This is a genomic window from Citrobacter sp. CRE-46 (assembly GCF_059615875.1).
Genome location: NZ_CM184341.1, coordinates 1 through 16,202, shown reverse-complemented (window position 1 = coordinate 16,202; position 16,202 = coordinate 1). Strand labels below are relative to the sequence as shown.

Here is a 16,202-nt window from a genome sequence, read left to right as displayed (position 1 = left end):
TACAGGAGATGCAGGCCGGATACGCTGTTACTAACCTATTCCCCAGAAAATCACCGCCAGCAGCTGTGGGGTAATAATCCTCAGGAACATCACCAGCGGATAAACGGTAGCATAGGAGAGCGCCGCCGCCCCGCTGGTGGCATGCAGGTTGTTAGCAAACGCCAGCGCGGGGGGATCGGTCATCGAACCCGCCAGCATACCGCACAGCGTCAGATAGTTCATTTTGGCGAAGATACGCGCCAGCAGTCCCACGGTAATCAGCGGAATGGCGGTAATAAAAATACCGTACCCGACCCAGCTCAGCCCATCGCCCTGGGTCAGCGTATTAACAAAATCACCGCCAGATTTCAGGCCAACCACCGCAAGAAACAGCACAATACCTAACTCTCGCAGCGCCAGGTTAGCGCTGGGAGGCATAAACCAGTACAGCTTACCAATGCTGCCAATACGCCCCAGAATCAAGGCCATGATCAGCGGTCCACCGGCCAAACCCAATTTTAACGCCACCGGGAAACCCGGGATGAACAGCGGGATGGAACCCAGTAGAACACCCAGTCCGATACCGATAAATACCGGCAGCATCTGCACCTGTTGCAGTTTTTGCTGCGCGTTGCCGACAACATTGGCAACGGCATCAATGGACGCGGGACGCCCCACCAGATTGAGGATATCCCCGAATTGCAGGCTGGCGTCGCTGCTGGCCACCAGCTCAACGCCCGCACGGTTCAGACGGGAGATAACCACGTCGTAACGTTCTTTAAAATGCAGGTCGCGGATACGTTTACCCAGCACCTGTTCGTTGGTCACCACCACGCGTTCAACGCGTAAATCAGTACCTCGCGTCGACAGCGATGTGTCCACCTCCTGCCCAATCACCACCTGCGCGTTATGCAGGTCACCGGGCTGGCCGACCAGGTGTAGCAGGTCGCCCATCTGGATAATCGTCCCTGGCGACGGCACCATTAATGTTTCTTCACGCTTCAGACGCGAGCAGATGATTTTATCGCTGTTCAGAATTGGGACATCCTGAATCGCCATATTGTTGAGGTTCGGGTTTTCCACGCGGATGTTCATCGTCTGAATCAGCGCGTGTCCGTTGGTCAATGTGGATTCATGCTGCTGAGCTTCAGCATCGACGTTAACGCGGAAAATAAGGCGCATCAGCCACATCGTGAGCAAAATACCGCAGATACCAAAAGGATAAGCCATGGCATAGCTCATCCCCATCTGGTCTACAATATCTGCTGGCGTCCCCAGATCGCGCAGAATTTGCTGCCCGGCCCCCAGCGCCGGCGTATTGGTGACCGCGCCGGAGAATATCCCCAGCACCACCGGAAGGGGAATGGCAAAAATCTTATGCAGGATCGCGGTGACCAGCCCCCCCATGATGACAATCAGTACGGCAAACAGATTCAGCCGCAGCCCGGAAACGCGCAGTGACGCAAAAAAGCCCGGCCCCACCTGAATACCGATGGTGTAGACGAAAAGAATCAGGCCAAATTCCTGAATGAAATGCAGCATGTCGCCGCTCAGGGTCATCCCTGCCTGATCGACAAAATGTCCGACGATAATACCGCCGAACAGCACCCCTCCGATGCCAAAACCAACGCCACGTATTTTTATGTTGCCGATCCATAATCCGACAACCGCCACCAACGCCAGAACGCTGACCGTCAATGCTATATCACTCATTATCCTGTTCCCTGTGAATAACATTTCATTTAACGAGGATTATGACTGAACCGTTCAGGCATGAATGCAGAGTGGCGCACATTATCATGCTACAGAGCGCCCATAAGCGCTTAAGAAGGGCGTTATTTAGTGTTTTTCTTCACGTCGATTTGTAGTTGCTGAATGCTTTTTTCTGGCAATGGCAGCGCTTCCGGCATCGTGCCACCCAGTTCATGAATAGTCTGGCGAACTTTGCGTCCCACCTCATAATGCGTCTGATTCGCTTGCTGTTTAGTGTTAACAGAGTCTCTGCGCAGTTTGTCTTCCGTTTGCGTTGCCCGAAACAGATTTGCCGCCAGCTCTGTAGACCCCATGTAATCGAGAATTTTCTGGCTTTTCTTCAACCCCTTACGTTCATGAATCGCTCGCTGATCTAAACCGCCATAAAGCCCCTTGTAACCATGGTTTTGAAAGATAGCAAAATCGAAAGCGGTCTCAACGCCTGCAAGCTGTGCGGTTTCAACCAAATGCTTATTGTGTTCTTTTAGTTCATTGCGTAAGAACAAACGCTTTTCATCCTCACGCAGAGATTTAAAAGCAGCATCATCGGCCAACTCCTGACGTCGGGTTTGAATGGCAAAGTAGGTTTGTCCGGCCGCGATAACAGGTTTCGCGGGATCACCATTTTGCACGACCAGATAACAGGCGTAGCGGGAGAGATGGATATCTTCAAGAGTTCTGCTGGCCCCTGAACCTAATTCACCCATTTTGTTAGCCTCAACAAAATGGTTTGCAACTAATTAGCCACTGGACTCACATGAGACAGTGGCCTTCATTATAACTTTTTGAAAATTAAGCCATTCTTTATATTCAAGTAAAGGCGCTAATTCCCGAGCGGACCAGAATTCGGCACCTTTATCATCAAACTGTTTCATAGCTTCAAATGGTTGATGTTCACTCATAAAAACATTCCTTCGTTAAGAGTATTAATACTGGATATTTTTACAGTGAAACATCCGTTACAACAAGACAGTTTCATGTGTGCTGACGCACAAAAAAGCCCCGTCATTTCTGGCGGGGCAAAGGCATGGAGCTATTTAGCTATTTAATGCGGGACGTTCGCTGATGGCGATACGTTGTGGGGCGATGGTTTCAGGTTCATTACGAGTCAAATCGATATGCAGCAAGCCGTTAGTAAAGCTTGCGCCGGAGACCTCCATATTTTCAGCCAGCGTAAAGCTCAGACTGAACGACTGAGTAACCAGCCCCTGGTGCAACCATTTTGTCTCTTTTTCCGGCTGCTGCGGTGTACCTTTCACCGTCAGGCGTGTGCCTTCCAGTTGAATATCCAGATCTTCCTGGCGGAAACCGGCTAACGCAAGGGTAATGCGATAGTGGTTATCATCGCTCTTTTCGATGTTATAGGGTGGGAAGCTCTGGCTTTCACCGGCGTTTTGTAACGCATTGGCCAGTTTGTCAAAACCGATCCATTGACGCAGCAGTGGGGATAAATCGTAGTTACGCATAATAATCTCCTTCTAAGAAGCGAGTAGGTACCTTTCGGCTCCCTGACGGCAAGCCGATTGCTTAGCAGGGCCGCCTGAAGCGGCCCACAGAATTAGTTGATTTCGATGCGGCGCGGTTTGTTCGCTTCGGGAATAACGCGCTCAAGATCGATATACAGCAGACCATTCACCAGGTTTGCGCCGCGAACATGAATGTTCTCCGCTAACTGGAACTTACGTTCGAAGTTGCGCTCGGCAATACCCTGATACAGGTAAGTACGTTCTTTTTGCTCATCCGCATGAGCGCCTTTTACCACCAGCAGATTGTCCTGCGCGGTAATTTCCAGCTCGCTTTCAGCAAAACCGGCAACGGCAATCGCAATGCGGTAATGGTTTTCGTCTACCAGCTCAACGTTGTACGGAGGGTAGCCGCCATTACTCTGACTCTGGTTGTTTTCCAGCAGGTTAAACAGACGGTCAAAACCAATAGCAGAACGGTACAGTGGGGATAAATCAAAGTTACGCATAATCAATAGCTCCTGAAATCAGCGAGAATGTGGGACCTTCCATCATGGACAGGTCAGGTAGCCAGGACACCCATCAGGCATGCCCTTCTGTTGTCTACATCCTAAAAATGGGTCTTAACACAAACTTTTCAAGTGTATTCATCTGACTTTTTTTGCAGTTTGTTGTCTATTGCATACACTGGGGAGAGCAGTTGTTATCGATAAATCGCGATAGCCGCCACAGTGCGACGAAATGGTGATGTTATTTTCGCAACGGATCGCTTTAACTCACCATGCAAACACGATGAAAACAGATGAATAAACGATGATAAAAAAAATGTTGGTAACACTGACAATGTGCAGCGGGATGGCGTTTTTGAGCGGTTGTTCCAGCATAATGTCGCATACCGGAGGCAAAGAAGGGACGTATCCTGGCACACGCGCCAGCGCCACCATGATCAGCGAAAGTGATACGAATTGGGGAACGAAGTCGCTGGCGATTCTGGATATGCCTTTTACTGCGGTGCTGGATACCGTATTGCTTCCGTGGGATCTCTTTCGTAAAGATAACTCGGTGAGATCCCGCGTAGAAAAGAGCGAGGAGAGAACGCAGGCCACGAATGCCGTTATCCCCCCGGCGAAAATGACTGCACCTTAATTAACGCCCTGTTTCAGTCATCCACAGTTGGCGGAAACCTTCGACCTCTTCCATCCACGCAACCAGTCGCCCATCAGGAGAGAAGACAACCGCATCGGCCGACGGAGGGTTGCCGTGACGCGCCGTTAAAAAATCAATCTCTCCCGTCTGAGCATCACAACAGGCTATTCTGTTTTCCAGCACAAACCCCAGCCATTTCCCTGATGGATGCCAGTTGAATGCCGACTGAATACCCGTGCCGCAACGGGTAAGCTGACGCGGCTCACCACCCTGCGGTGGAATTAACCACAGCTGCACAACGCCATGATTGTCGCGCATTAAAAACGCAATTTCAGACGTCTGCGGATTACTGCGCACCCAGTGGCGCGGCTGATTCACCAGCCCCGGAAAGGTGCGCTCATGAGTAAACGTCAGACGACGTTGGCGAATACCGGATGGCGGCGCAGGCATTGTCGCCTCTGTGCCCTCCAGCGGAGCATCACCCGGCTGTTTCCAGCCGCTTTCATTCTGAGGCAAATCAACAATAAACAGCTCCGGCACTTTCTCACCGGTCACTGACAACGTATCGCCGATAAACGCCAGTGTGCTTTCGCCCACCCAACCTTCTTCATAGGCGCGGTTTATCTCATCGCTCCCCGGTTTTGGCGCCGGCGTCGTTTGACTCACCAGCACGCACCAGCGGCTCCCGCTATATTCACGTGGATGCTGCGCGGATACGTTCACCGGACCATACGGCGCAGCCACGCCGACGTTACGTAAATCCAGCGCCGGAGAGCGTTCATGCAGCACATGGTCGTTATAAGTAAAACTGACAAACTCACCGTTCGGGCTAAAGACATGCACATGACTGCCGCCGCGTAACGCGCCAGGCGTGTACGGCGCGGTGATATCCATCGCATCCAGATTCGTCACCTCTGCCTGCGAAACAATCACCCCACGGCGATGATGAAAGTCGTAATCCCATGTTTCATCAGGATTTTCTGGCCCATGAATAAAAACATACTTTTCCGACTTTGGATGAACGGTCACCACGCCCACATGTGCCCTCTGAGTGGCCCGGTAAATCACCTCCAGTTCGCCAGTATGAACATTGACGCGTTCAATCGTTTCCCCCGTAAAAGAGGCGCCGGAAGGACGCACGTCGAAGACCAGCCACTGACTGTCCGGGGTCCAGGTGTTGATATTGGTAAGCTGATGATTACGCGGCGTAAAGGTGATTTGCTTCATGGGATGCTCTGATACAAGACGATTTAAGCAATCATACTTCACAAGCACTTCACTTTCAGGATTTAGCGTAGCGATTATCGGATTGGGTCCGGCATGTGCAGAAAACCTCCGCCAGTGAAGTTCTGGTGGAGGTTTTTTAATAAAGGAATGAATGCTCATCCACTTTCGACAGATTATCCCTGGCACCTGCAAGCGTAGCCAGCGCAGGGAAATTAGCATCGCTATACCAGGATTGTGGTAAAGGTAGCCGCGCCATGTTACTTCCGGGCCGGAGTTGAAGTTGCGCCAGCGAATCAAGGGAATAATTTCGCCAGTGATGCGGTAATGACAGACGTAGCGGCGCGGCTTTTTCGCCCGGCACTGGCGTTGGCAAACGCGAATCACTTACATCGTAGTTTCTGTGCAGCACCAGATATTTCTCCGGCACCCGACGCTGGCTGTTCCACCACTTGCCATCCAGCATATCAAACTGAAAACGGGTTATTGTTTCTGACTTAGCTCCCAACTGCGTTAACGCCTGACGCAGTGCATTGTTCATTGCCGCATCGTACATCCCTGATGTTGCCAGTTGCCCATCAAGGATCAGCGACACCGCAATTCTTGCCCCCAACAGGTTGGAGTAGAGATCTTCCGGTGAAAATGCGGAAACTTCCTCAGAAAACCCAGGAACTGACTCAAAACCGTACCATTGTGCAATTTCATGCCAGGCCGCGAGCTGAAAGGCCAGATGTGCTGCCAGCCAGGCAGCTAATGCGTAACGTTCGCCCGCCGTTTCAGGTGGTGTGAAGGCGTTGAAAACGATATGCCGCTCCGCCAGTTCATCTTCGAGTCGCAACGTAAAAGGCTGACCTAACTGTGGAAGTAGATGGCTAAAAAGCCAGACCGTCATATCTGCGGTATCTCGTACATGCGCGATATCGATGAAACCGCCGCGAGAGGTGTACACAATGCCATTGTGTTCATGCCCGATGCCGGCCAGGTTCACTAACCCTAACAGCAGGCTATCGTTATAGCGATGCTCGCCAATACCATTAGCTGCCACGACGTTATTAAGTTCATAAAACGGTACTGGCATATCCAGCACCTGCGCGTGCAGGTCGTAACCAAAAGCGCAGCACGGACGTAACCCTTGGGGCGCAGGGAGCGGCGAAACAACTGGCCAGGCGGTGCTTTCGGCCTTGTCATCTTCATTTACCAACTGCAAAGGTACAGATATCGCAGCATGGACCCCGACCGTTGCCAATAACAAGGTCGTCATCAGCAGCACTTTATTGATCAAAACGCCTCTCCTACCTGAAAATAAAAACCGCTGCTCCCTTTGCCAATGCCATAATCCAGACGCACATTCACCCGCGGCTTAAATTCAAAACGATACCCCACCCCCGCCGAGGGTAGCCAGTGTCCGTCATCCAGCGCGCTAAATGATGGTCCCATCGTCCCTGCGCCCAGCCAGCCGACCACGCCATGCCGCCAGTCAAGTTTGCGGCGATACTCTACCTGCCCGCTGACGGCGTTTTTATCGCGATAGCGTCCTTCGTAATAGCCACGCATCCGCTGATTGCTACCGAGCAGCGGCATCATGCTCCACGGCACATCCCCCTGAGTAAAGGCACCGTCCATCTCCCAGGCAAGCACATTCTTCTCGTCCAGAGAGTGGTAGCGGCTGTAGTGCAACTGGTATTCATCAAACCGGGTATCGCTCCCCGCATCGGGCGTATAGCGGGTATAGCGTACGTCGGCATATTGTCCCTGACGTGGGTTAGGAACAAAGTCGCGGTCATCCCAGCTAAGTTCGACACTGCTGCCGGAACTTAGCACCGACGCGCCCTGCCCGGTATTTTCAATTTTTGGCGGATCGTTACCATCCATTTGCGCAGCATGTTGCGCGTTCAGCGACCAGCCGACGCCCAGATAGATATTAGGCGCTACCCGACGATATAACGTGGGGTGCAGATCCAGATCCTGAGCCGTATATTGCTGTTTCTGGCTGTCTTTATCTCCGGCACTAAATCCCTGCCCCCAGTACCAGGTTGGCGTATCGGTTAATGCGCCATTGAGAAAGAAACGCCAGCGATCGTCGGCAAAAAAGGCATAATTTTGCATAGTGACGCCGAAAGCGCCCGTTGAGCTAAAGTAGCCACTGAGGGTCAGCGTCGAGTTCTGACTCACCGTGTCGTTTGGGTCTGGGCGATACATTCCCACCACCGCGGTGCCTATCCCCAGCCCCAGTTCCGGAGTGTAAAACGGCCCCGGCATTACGCCCCAATCGATACCTTTGCTGGCGTTAAAGTTATCGCTGGCGCCCAGTGTATTCAGCCAGCCGTCAACTTCGTCGCGGGTCGGTAATTCTGCCTGCGCAATGCAGGCGAACAGACTCACCAGCAACAAGAAAGCGAGGCGGATCAAAAGCGGTACTCTCCAGCCATGAAAAAGCTGTTACGGTCGGCAAAGCCAATTTCGGTCGTCACGTTAAAGTTTCGGGTCAATTCATACTGCGCCCCGACCAGTACGTTCCAGGGGGATTGCAGATGCTGTTTAACGTCGAAACGGCCATTGCCGTCCTTATTCGCGATATCCACCATTTTCTGCAGCGTCTCAGACGGCATATTGAGATCGCTAAGGCTACCTCTGAATTCTTGCTGCACGTCCTGATACATACTGCCAATCCACAGATTCAGCTTGCCGGACGGCAAGTACAGTGCTTCCACACCCGGGGTGGTAAAGCGATAACCGACTCGCGGAGAAACCGTGAAGGCATCAATACTACCGTCAAGAATGTCAAACTGCGTCTGAGTATAATTGGCATCAAAAGCCGTAAACCAGTTACCCACACCGCCCACCAGTGTCGTCCCCACACCGTAGGTCGTGCCTTTAAAGTCGAGCTGAAACGCCAGGTTTTGCAAATTGTCTGGCGTGTGAACTTTGCGTGGCCCTTTAATGCCTACACCAATCTGCGAAACGGAGTGACCGTCGGTATAGCCCACCAGGCCATAGACGTTCATAAACGGCAGCAGCCAGGCATCCAGTTTCAGGGTTTCTGTTTTGCTTCTCTCGCGCGTATTGCCAACGTTAATTTTGAATGCGTTATCCAGCGAATGGCCGCCCAGAGAAAGGCCATTAAAGTTAATACTGTCTACATTAATATTCTGCCTGATATTCATGTAGTTAATATTCACACCAAACGGCTCAGGCAGGTCGTAACCACGTTTACGCGCCTCGTCGCCTAAAAAGGGCAAAACGGAGTGGCTTGCAGCAGGTTTAGTCGCCGGTTTTACCGGCAAAGAAGCGGCCTGACCATCATCCTGATAATCATACAAAGGTGTTAACGTTGAGCCAGAATCCGTCGCAGCACAGGCTTGAAAAATCAAACAGGAAGACGTCATCAACACCAGGCGAATGCTTGTGTTAGTCATAAGAAAACATAGTTGCAGGCAGGAACCGCCTGAATATAAAAGAAGGTGGGAGAGTATAGAAGTTGCGTACTAAATGGGGGGATTAATGTGCGGTTTCACATCTGATAATACAAACGTGATTTTTATAACATTCTTAATGTTTTATGCCTGGCCGAAGCCAGGCATAACGCACATCAGGAGAGGACGTACTTCTCAATGGCCCAGGCAACACCGTCTTCCAGATTAGATTTCGTCACAAAGTTGGCGATCTCTTTCACCGTTGGAATGGCGTTATCCATCGCAACGCCCACGCCGGCGTATTCAATCATCGCGATGTCGTTTTCCTGATCGCCAATCGCCATAACCTCTTCGGCTTTAATTCCCAACGCATCGGCCAGCGATTTTACGCCAGTCCCTTTGTTGACGCGTTTATCAAGGATTTCGAGGAAGTACGGCGCACTTTTCAGCACGGTGTACTTTTCTTTCACTTCCGCCGGAATGCGCGAGATGGCCTTGTCGAGGATCTCCGGCTCATCAATCATCATCACTTTCAGGAACTGGGTCGCCGGATCCATTTTTTCAGCCTCACAGAACACCAGCGGAATCGTCGCGACAAACGATTCATGCACCGTGTAATAACTGATATCACGGTTAGCGGTATACAGCGTGTTGCGATCGAGCGCGTGGAAATGTGAGCCAACTTCCCGGGAGAGTTGCTCCAGATAGCGATAATCATCATAGCTCAGCGCGGTTTGCGCCACAGTACTGCCATCGCCCGCTTTCTGCACCAGCGCACCGTTGTAGGTAATGCAGTAGTCACCGGGTTGTTCCATGTGCAGTTCTTTCAGATAGCTGTGAACGCCGGCATACGGGCGTCCCGTGGTCAGCACTACGTTCACGCCACGCGCGCGTGCCGCGGCAATTGCCGTTTTGACTGCAGGTGAAATGGTGTGATCGGGCAGCAGAAGTGTGCCATCCATGTCGATAGCAATAAGTTTGATAGCCATGAGTTCCCCGGATTAAATGAGTCCGCCCTCATGCTAACGCGATTCCGCTCAAAAAACAGCTACGAAAAGGAGGATAGAAAGGGGAATCAAGATTCCCCTTTTGTGGTTCGGTTGTAGACAGAAAAGGTCTAAGCCGCCATCCGGCAAAAACAAAAAACTGCCTGATGGCGCTCCGCTTATCAGGCCTACAGGAGCAGGCCCGGGATACACGTCAGATATCGATGTTCGCCGCTTTCAGGGCGTTTTCTTCGATAAATGCGCGGCGTGGTTCGACGGCATCGCCCATCAGGGTGGTGAACAGCTGGTCAGCGGCAATCGCATCCTTCACAGTAACGCGCAACATGCGACGGCTTTCCGGATCCATGGTCGTTTCCCACAGCTGTTCCGGGTTCATCTCGCCCAGACCTTTATAACGCTGGATAGCGAGACCGCGACGAGACTCTTTCTGCAGCCATTCCAGCGCCTGCTCAAAGCTGGCCACCGGCTGGCGACGCTCGCCACGTTCGATAAACGCATCGTCTTCGATCAGCCCGCGCAACTTCTCACCGAGCGTGCAAATACGATGGTACTCGCCACCGGTCACAAACTCGTGATCCAGCACATAGTCGGTATCCACACCGTGAGTACGTACGCGTACAATCGGCTCAAACAGATTCTGCTCTGCGTTATGGTGAACATCAAACTTCCACAGGCTACCGTGCTGTTCTTTTTCGTTCAGCTCGGTAATCAGCGCGTTAACCCAACGGGTAACGTTCTGTTCGTTCGCCAAATCAGCTTCCGGCAGCGTCGGTTGATAAACCAGCTCTTTCAGCAGCGCTTTCGGGAAACGACGTTCCATACGGCCAATCATTTTCTGCGTCGCGTTGTATTCAGAAACCAGTTTCTCTAACGACTCACCTGAAAGGGCAGGCGCACTGGCGTTGGTGTGCAGCGTTGCGCCATCCAGAGCGATAGAAATTTGGTACTGATCCATCGCTTCGTCATCTTTAATGTACTGTTCCTGCTTGCCTTTCTTCACTTTGTACAGCGGCGGCTGCGCAATGTAAACGTGGCCGCGTTCAACGATTTCCGGCATCTGACGATAGAAGAAGGTCAACAGCAGCGTACGGATATGCGAACCGTCGACGTCCGCATCGGTCATGATGATGATGCTGTGATAACGCAGTTTGTCCGGGTTGTACTCGTCACGACCAATGCCGCAGCCGAGCGCGGTAATCAGCGTCGCCACTTCCTGAGAGGAGAGCATTTTGTCGAAACGCGCTTTCTCGACGTTAAGGATTTTACCCTTCAGCGGCAGAATCGCCTGGTTTTTACGGTTACGCCCCTGCTTCGCAGAACCGCCCGCGGAGTCCCCTTCCACAAGGTACAGTTCGGACAGCGCCGGGTCACGTTCCTGACAGTCCGCCAGCTTGCCCGGCAGACCGGCTAAGTCCAGCGCGCCTTTACGACGGGTCATTTCACGCGCGCGACGTGCTGCTTCACGGGCACGGGCCGCATCGATAATCTTGCCGACGACGATTTTCGCGTCAGACGGGTTTTCCAGCAGGTATTCGCTCAGCAGTTCGTTCATCTGCTGTTCAACCGCCGATTTCACCTCAGAGGAGACCAGTTTGTCTTTGGTCTGCGAGGAGAATTTCGGGTCCGGCACTTTCACGGAAACCACCGCAATCAGGCCTTCACGGGCATCGTCACCGGTAGCGCTGACTTTGGCTTTTTTGCTGTAGCCTTCTTTGTCCATGTAGGCGTTCAGGGTACGGGTCATCGCCGCGCGGAAGCCTGCAAGGTGAGTCCCGCCGTCACGCTGCGGAATGTTGTTGGTGAAGCAGTAGATATTTTCCTGGAAGCCGTCGTTCCACTGCAGCGCAACTTCAACGCCGATACCGTCTTTTTCGGTGGAGAAGTAGAAGATATTCGGGTGGATCGGCGTTTTATTTTTGTTGAGATATTCAACAAACGCCTTGATGCCGCCTTCGTAGTGGAAATGATCTTCTTTGCCGTCGCGCTTATCGCGCAGACGAATAGAGACGCCAGAGTTCAGGAATGACAGCTCGCGCAGACGCTTCGCCAGAATGTCGTATTCGAACTCGGTCACGTTAGTGAAGGTTTCATGGCTTGGCCAGAAACGGACCTGAGTACCCGTTACTTCCGTTTCGCCTGTTACCGCCAGCGGCGCCTGCGGCACACCATGCACGTAAGTTTGCTGATGCACTTTGCCTTCACGACGAATCACCAGCTCCAGTTTCTGCGACAGGGCGTTAACGACGGAGACACCTACGCCGTGCAAACCACCGGAAACTTTATAGGAGTTATCATCGAATTTACCGCCTGCGTGCAGAACAGTCATGATAACTTCCGCCGCCGAAACGCCCTCTTCCGGGTGAATACCGGTTGGGATACCACGGCCATCATCGGTAACAGACACGGAGTTGTCCGCGTGAATCGTTACCACGATATCTTTACAGTGACCCGCGAGCGCTTCGTCGATAGCGTTATCTACCACCTCGAATACCATGTGGTGCAGACCGGTGCCGTCATCCGTGTCGCCGATATACATACCCGGGCGCTTACGCACCGCATCCAGCCCTTTCAGGACTTTGATACTGGAGGAGTCATAAGAATTCGACATCAACGTTTCTCGCTCATTTTATCTTGGGTTAATCCGTTATTTTACCCTTTTCCACGGTAAACATCTTCGAATTTTCATCGGACATGTCTATAACGTGTTCAGCGCTGATTGCGCTGACAAAGACCTGAGATTGCGTGGCTTTTAAGCGGCTGGCCAGCAGCCCGCGACGCGCATCATCCAGTTCAGAGGCAAAATCATCTATCAGGTACAGGCAGCGCCGTCCGCTTTCACGGGTCAGGAACTCCCCTTGCGCCAGACGTAAGGCGCACATTAGCAGTTTTAGCTGCCCACGCGACAACGTGTCTTCTACCGGCGCACCGTCGGCACGAATGCGGAAATCCGCCTTATGCGGGCCGTATGCGGTGTAGGTCAACATGCGATCGCGTTCAAAACTGCGTTCCAGCACCTCGGCATAATCTGTCTCCTTCTCCCAACCACGCTGGAAAGAGAACGAGAGAGAAAACTCGGGAAGAAACTGCTGGCAGGTATCCGCCATATCCTGCGCGATACCCGCGCTGTACTCCGCGCGCCAGGTGCTGATTTGTTCCGCCAGCGGAATAAGTTCTCTATCCCACGGGCGCAGTTGCTCATAACGACTCACCTGGCGCAGTGCCGCATTGCGCTGCTTGAGCAGTCGCTTCAGGTTGCTCCAGGCGGTGAAAAATCCGGCTTCATTGTGAAAGCATCCCCAGTCAAGAAATGCTCTTCTGTATTTGGGGCCGCCGTTGAGTAAAGTAAACCCCTCTGGCGTGATCAGCTGCATCGGCATCAGGTGCGCCAGTTCAGCGACCTTGTGCCCGTCAGTGCCGTCAATGCGCACTTTGCTGTCGCCCAGTTTGTCTTTCGTCAGACCAATCGATGTCTCGCGCTCTTCTCCCTGTAATCGTCCGTGTAAAACAAACGACTCCTGCTCGTGGCGAATCACGCGGCCAATCTGCAAACTGCGAAACGCCCGGCCATGGCCGAGCGTATAGATGGCTTCCAGCACACTGGTTTTGCCGCTGCCGTTCGCGCCAACCAGGAAGTTAAAGCCAGGGGATAAAGCGAGATCCGCGCTTTCGATATTGCGAAAATCGCGGATCAACAGGCGGGTGAGCGACATTACAGTCTCATTGGCATAACAACATAGGCAGCCGACTGTGATGCGGCATCTTCAATCTGTACGCTCGATACGGAATCAGTCAGCAGAATACGCACGTTCTCGCACTTCAGCGCGTTCAGAACGTCCAGCACGTAGCTAACGTTAAAACCGATTTCCAGTTCTGTACCAGGATAGGAGACATCCAGAATTTCTTCTGCTTCTTCCTGCTCCGGGTTGTTGGCGGTGATTTTGAGCTGATTTTCGCTGACATACAGACGCACGCCGCGGAATTTCTCGTTAGAAAGAATTGCCGCACGGGCAAACGCCTGTTTAAGGATATCGCAACCGGCTTCCAGATGTTTGTCCGGATTCTTCGGCAATACGCGGCGATAATCCGGGAAACGGCCATCAACCAGCTTGGAGGTGAAGATGAAATCGCCCACGTGCGCACGAATGTTGTTGCTGCCAATCTGCACGCGCAGCGGGTTGTCACCGCCGTCGAGCATACGCATCAGTTCAATCACGCCTTTACGCGGTACGATCACCGAATGGCTGGGCAACGGCTGACCGACAGGCATTGAACAAACCGCCAGACGGTGACCGTCGGTCGCCACGGTACGCAGCTCTTCCCCTTCGGTTTCAAACAGCATGCCGTTTAAGTAGTAACGCACGTCCTGATGCGCCATCGAAAACTGCGTGGCTTCAATCAGGCGCTTCATCGTGGCCTGCGGCAGGGTGAATTCGACTTCGCTCTGCCAGTCATCCAGATTAGGGAAGTCGGCGGCAGGCAGCGTGGACAGCGAGAAACGGCTGCGACCAGAGCGTACCAGCATGCGGTCGCCTTCCAGTTGAACGGCAATTTCCGCGCCTTCCGGCAATCCGCGGCAAATGTCGAAGAATTTACGCGCCGGAACGGTAGTAGCACCAGGTTCATGAGGCTGGATCAACGCCACGCGCGCCACCATCTCCATTTCGAGATCGGTACCGGTCAGAGAAAGCGCACCGTCAGCGACCTGCAGCAGCAGGTTTCCGAGGATCGGCAGTGTAGGACGTCCACCCAGCGGGCCGCTGACCTGCTGAAGCGGTTTTAATAAATGTTCACGTTCAACGGTAAATTTCATAGCGTCACGAAGATAATGTTCTGATTAAATTGGAGAAATCTTCTTTAATATCATGGCTTTCTTCACGCAACTGCTCAATCTTGCGGCAGGCATGAAGCACGGTAGTATGGTCACGCCCACCAAACGCGTCGCCAATTTCCGGCAGACTGTGGTTAGTGAGCTCTTTTGCCAGCGCCATTGCCATCTGGCGCGGACGAGCTACCGAGCGAGATCGACGCTTTGACAGCAGATCCGCAATTTTGATTTTGTAATACTCCGCCACCGTCTTCTGAATATTGTCGATGGTGACCAACTTTTCCTGCAAAGCCAGCAGATCGCGCAGCGCTTCGCGCACGAAATCGATGGTAATCGCCCGGCCGGTAAAATTGGCGTTGGCGATCACGCGGTTCAGTGCGCCTTCCAGTTCACGCACGTTAGAGCGTAGACGCTTGGCAATAAAGAACGCCACTTCACCCGGCAGACGAATGTCGTTTTCGTCAGCTTTTTTCATCAGGATCGCCACGCGGGTTTCCAGCTCAGGCGGTTCGATCGCAACAGTCAGCCCCCAGCCAAAGCGGGATTTCAGTCGATCTTCAACGCCATTGATCTCCTTCGGATAACGATCCGACGTCAGGATGATCTGCTGATTACCTTCCAGCAGGGCGTTGAAGGTATGGAAGAATTCTTCCTGCGAGCGCTCTTTGTTGGCAAAGAACTGGATGTCATCGATCAGCAGCGCGTCGACGGAGCGGTAGTAGCGTTTAAACTCTTCGATCGCATTGTTTTGCAGAGCTTTAACCATGTCCTGCACAAAACGCTCGGAGTGCATATACACCACTTTCGCGTTCGGTTTACGCGCCATAATGCCGTTACCGACAGCATGCAACAGGTGGGTTTTACCCAGACCCGTACCACCATAAAGGAATAACGGATTGTAGGCGCCGCCAGGGTTGTCCGCCACCTGACGTGCCGCCGCGCGCGCCAGTTGGTTAGATTTACCTTCAACGAAATTATCAAACGTATGTTTGACGTTGACGTTAGAGCGGTAGGTAGGTTCTGCCGGAGCCGGGACGTTGTCCCAGCCTGGACGCGCCGCCGGAGCAGCACGTTGCGGTTGTACTTGTTGCGCCACATGGGCAGGCGCGACAACGTTGTTCACCGGCGTCTTCAGCGTTTGCGTGACGGGTTTAGTTCCGACCTCAAAACGCAGCTGTGGGGCATCCGCTCCGCAGAAGTTATTTAGTAATCCGTTAATATTATTAAGGTATTTGTCCCTTACCCAATCGAGCACAAAACGGTTTGGCGCATACAAAGCCAGCGTGTTATCGCTCAGTTCCGCCTGCAACGGGCGTATCCACATACTGAATTCTGTGGCTGGTAACTCATCCTGCAATCGGGCAAGACACTGCTGCCAAAGCGAAAGTGACAC

13 protein-coding genes, 1 pseudogene and 1 other annotated feature are annotated in these 16,202 nt (G+C 52.7%); of the genes and pseudogenes, 1 reads left to right on the top strand and 13 read right to left on the bottom strand.

What is annotated here, in order from left to right:
* Positions 1-30: 30 nt before the first annotated feature.
* The 4 genes and pseudogenes from AC534G_RS00070 to ibpA form a co-directional block, all read right to left on the bottom strand.
* The gene (locus AC534G_RS00070; protein ID WP_038635704.1) at positions 31-1,692 is read right to left on the bottom strand and encodes a putative transporter; all 1,662 of its coding nucleotides are present in this window, start codon (positions 1,690-1,692) and stop codon (positions 31-33) included.
* 122 nt (positions 1,693-1,814) lie between these two features.
* Positions 1,815-2,633, bottom strand: a pseudogene (gene dinD / locus AC534G_RS00065) (DNA damage-inducible protein D).
* Between the two features lie 135 nt (positions 2,634-2,768).
* Positions 2,769-3,197: a small heat shock chaperone IbpB gene (ibpB, locus tag AC534G_RS00060; RefSeq protein WP_005121488.1), complete on the bottom strand. Its 429-nt coding sequence runs from the start codon at positions 3,195-3,197 to the stop codon at positions 2,769-2,771.
* A 92-nt stretch (positions 3,198-3,289) separates the two neighbouring features.
* Positions 3,290-3,703, bottom strand: a complete 414-nt coding sequence (gene ibpA, locus AC534G_RS00055) for a small heat shock chaperone IbpA (RefSeq protein WP_006687722.1) — start codon at positions 3,701-3,703, stop codon at positions 3,290-3,292.
* Positions 3,697-3,769: a sequence feature (ROSE (Repression Of Heat Shock gene Expression) occurs in the 5'-region of heat shock genes and acts as an RNA thermometer to modulate expression.), on the bottom strand. It overlaps the preceding gene by 7 nt.
* 238 nt (positions 3,770-4,007) lie before the next feature.
* On the opposite strand from ibpA, the gene AC534G_RS00050 reads away from it, so the two are divergent.
* Complete coding sequence (locus tag AC534G_RS00050) at positions 4,008-4,340, top strand: YceK/YidQ family lipoprotein (RefSeq protein WP_085049150.1); 333 nt, start codon at positions 4,008-4,010, stop codon at positions 4,338-4,340.
* On the opposite strand, the gene AC534G_RS00045 is transcribed toward AC534G_RS00050, so the two are convergent.
* The 9 genes from AC534G_RS00045 to dnaA all read right to left on the bottom strand — a co-directional run bounded on the left by AC534G_RS00045 (position 4,341) and on the right by dnaA (position 16,202).
* Positions 4,341-5,567 (bottom strand): YidR family protein, encoded by a 1,227-nt coding sequence (locus AC534G_RS00045; RefSeq protein WP_110496404.1) that lies wholly within the window; start codon positions 5,565-5,567, stop codon positions 4,341-4,343.
* Positions 5,568-5,703: 136 nt separating this feature from the next.
* Complete coding sequence (locus AC534G_RS00040) at positions 5,704-6,825, bottom strand: DUF4056 domain-containing protein (RefSeq protein WP_199950993.1); 1,122 nt, start codon at positions 6,823-6,825, stop codon at positions 5,704-5,706.
* Between the two features lie 17 nt (positions 6,826-6,842).
* Positions 6,843-7,928: a BamA/TamA family outer membrane protein gene (locus AC534G_RS00035; RefSeq protein WP_239509323.1), complete on the bottom strand. Its 1,086-nt coding sequence runs from the start codon at positions 7,926-7,928 to the stop codon at positions 6,843-6,845.
* A gap of 41 nt (positions 7,929-7,969) precedes the next feature.
* Entirely contained in the window at positions 7,970-8,980 is a 1,011-nt protein-coding gene (locus AC534G_RS00030) for a hypothetical protein (RefSeq protein ID WP_051594498.1), read from the bottom strand.
* A 173-nt stretch (positions 8,981-9,153) separates the two neighbouring features.
* The gene (gene yidA / locus AC534G_RS00025; RefSeq protein WP_038635719.1) at positions 9,154-9,966 is read right to left on the bottom strand and encodes a sugar-phosphatase; all 813 of its coding nucleotides are present in this window, start codon (positions 9,964-9,966) and stop codon (positions 9,154-9,156) included.
* A 211-nt stretch (positions 9,967-10,177) separates the two neighbouring features.
* Positions 10,178-12,592 carry a DNA topoisomerase (ATP-hydrolyzing) subunit B gene (gyrB, locus tag AC534G_RS00020; protein ID WP_006687741.1) on the bottom strand — a complete coding sequence of 805 codons (2,415 nt, stop codon included), beginning with the start codon at positions 12,590-12,592 and terminating at the stop codon, positions 10,178-10,180.
* A 28-nt stretch (positions 12,593-12,620) separates the two neighbouring features.
* On the bottom strand, positions 12,621-13,694 hold the full coding sequence (gene recF, locus AC534G_RS00015; RefSeq protein WP_110496398.1) for a DNA replication/repair protein RecF: 1,074 nt from the start codon (positions 13,692-13,694) through the stop codon (positions 12,621-12,623).
* Positions 13,694-14,794, bottom strand: a complete 1,101-nt coding sequence (dnaN, locus tag AC534G_RS00010) for a DNA polymerase III subunit beta (RefSeq protein ID WP_005121477.1) — start codon at positions 14,792-14,794, stop codon at positions 13,694-13,696. The genes recF and dnaN overlap by 1 nt, the downstream gene beginning before the upstream one ends.
* 4 nt (positions 14,795-14,798) lie before the next feature.
* The gene (gene dnaA, locus AC534G_RS00005; protein ID WP_003827078.1) at positions 14,799-16,202 is read right to left on the bottom strand and encodes a chromosomal replication initiator protein DnaA; all 1,404 of its coding nucleotides are present in this window, start codon (positions 16,200-16,202) and stop codon (positions 14,799-14,801) included.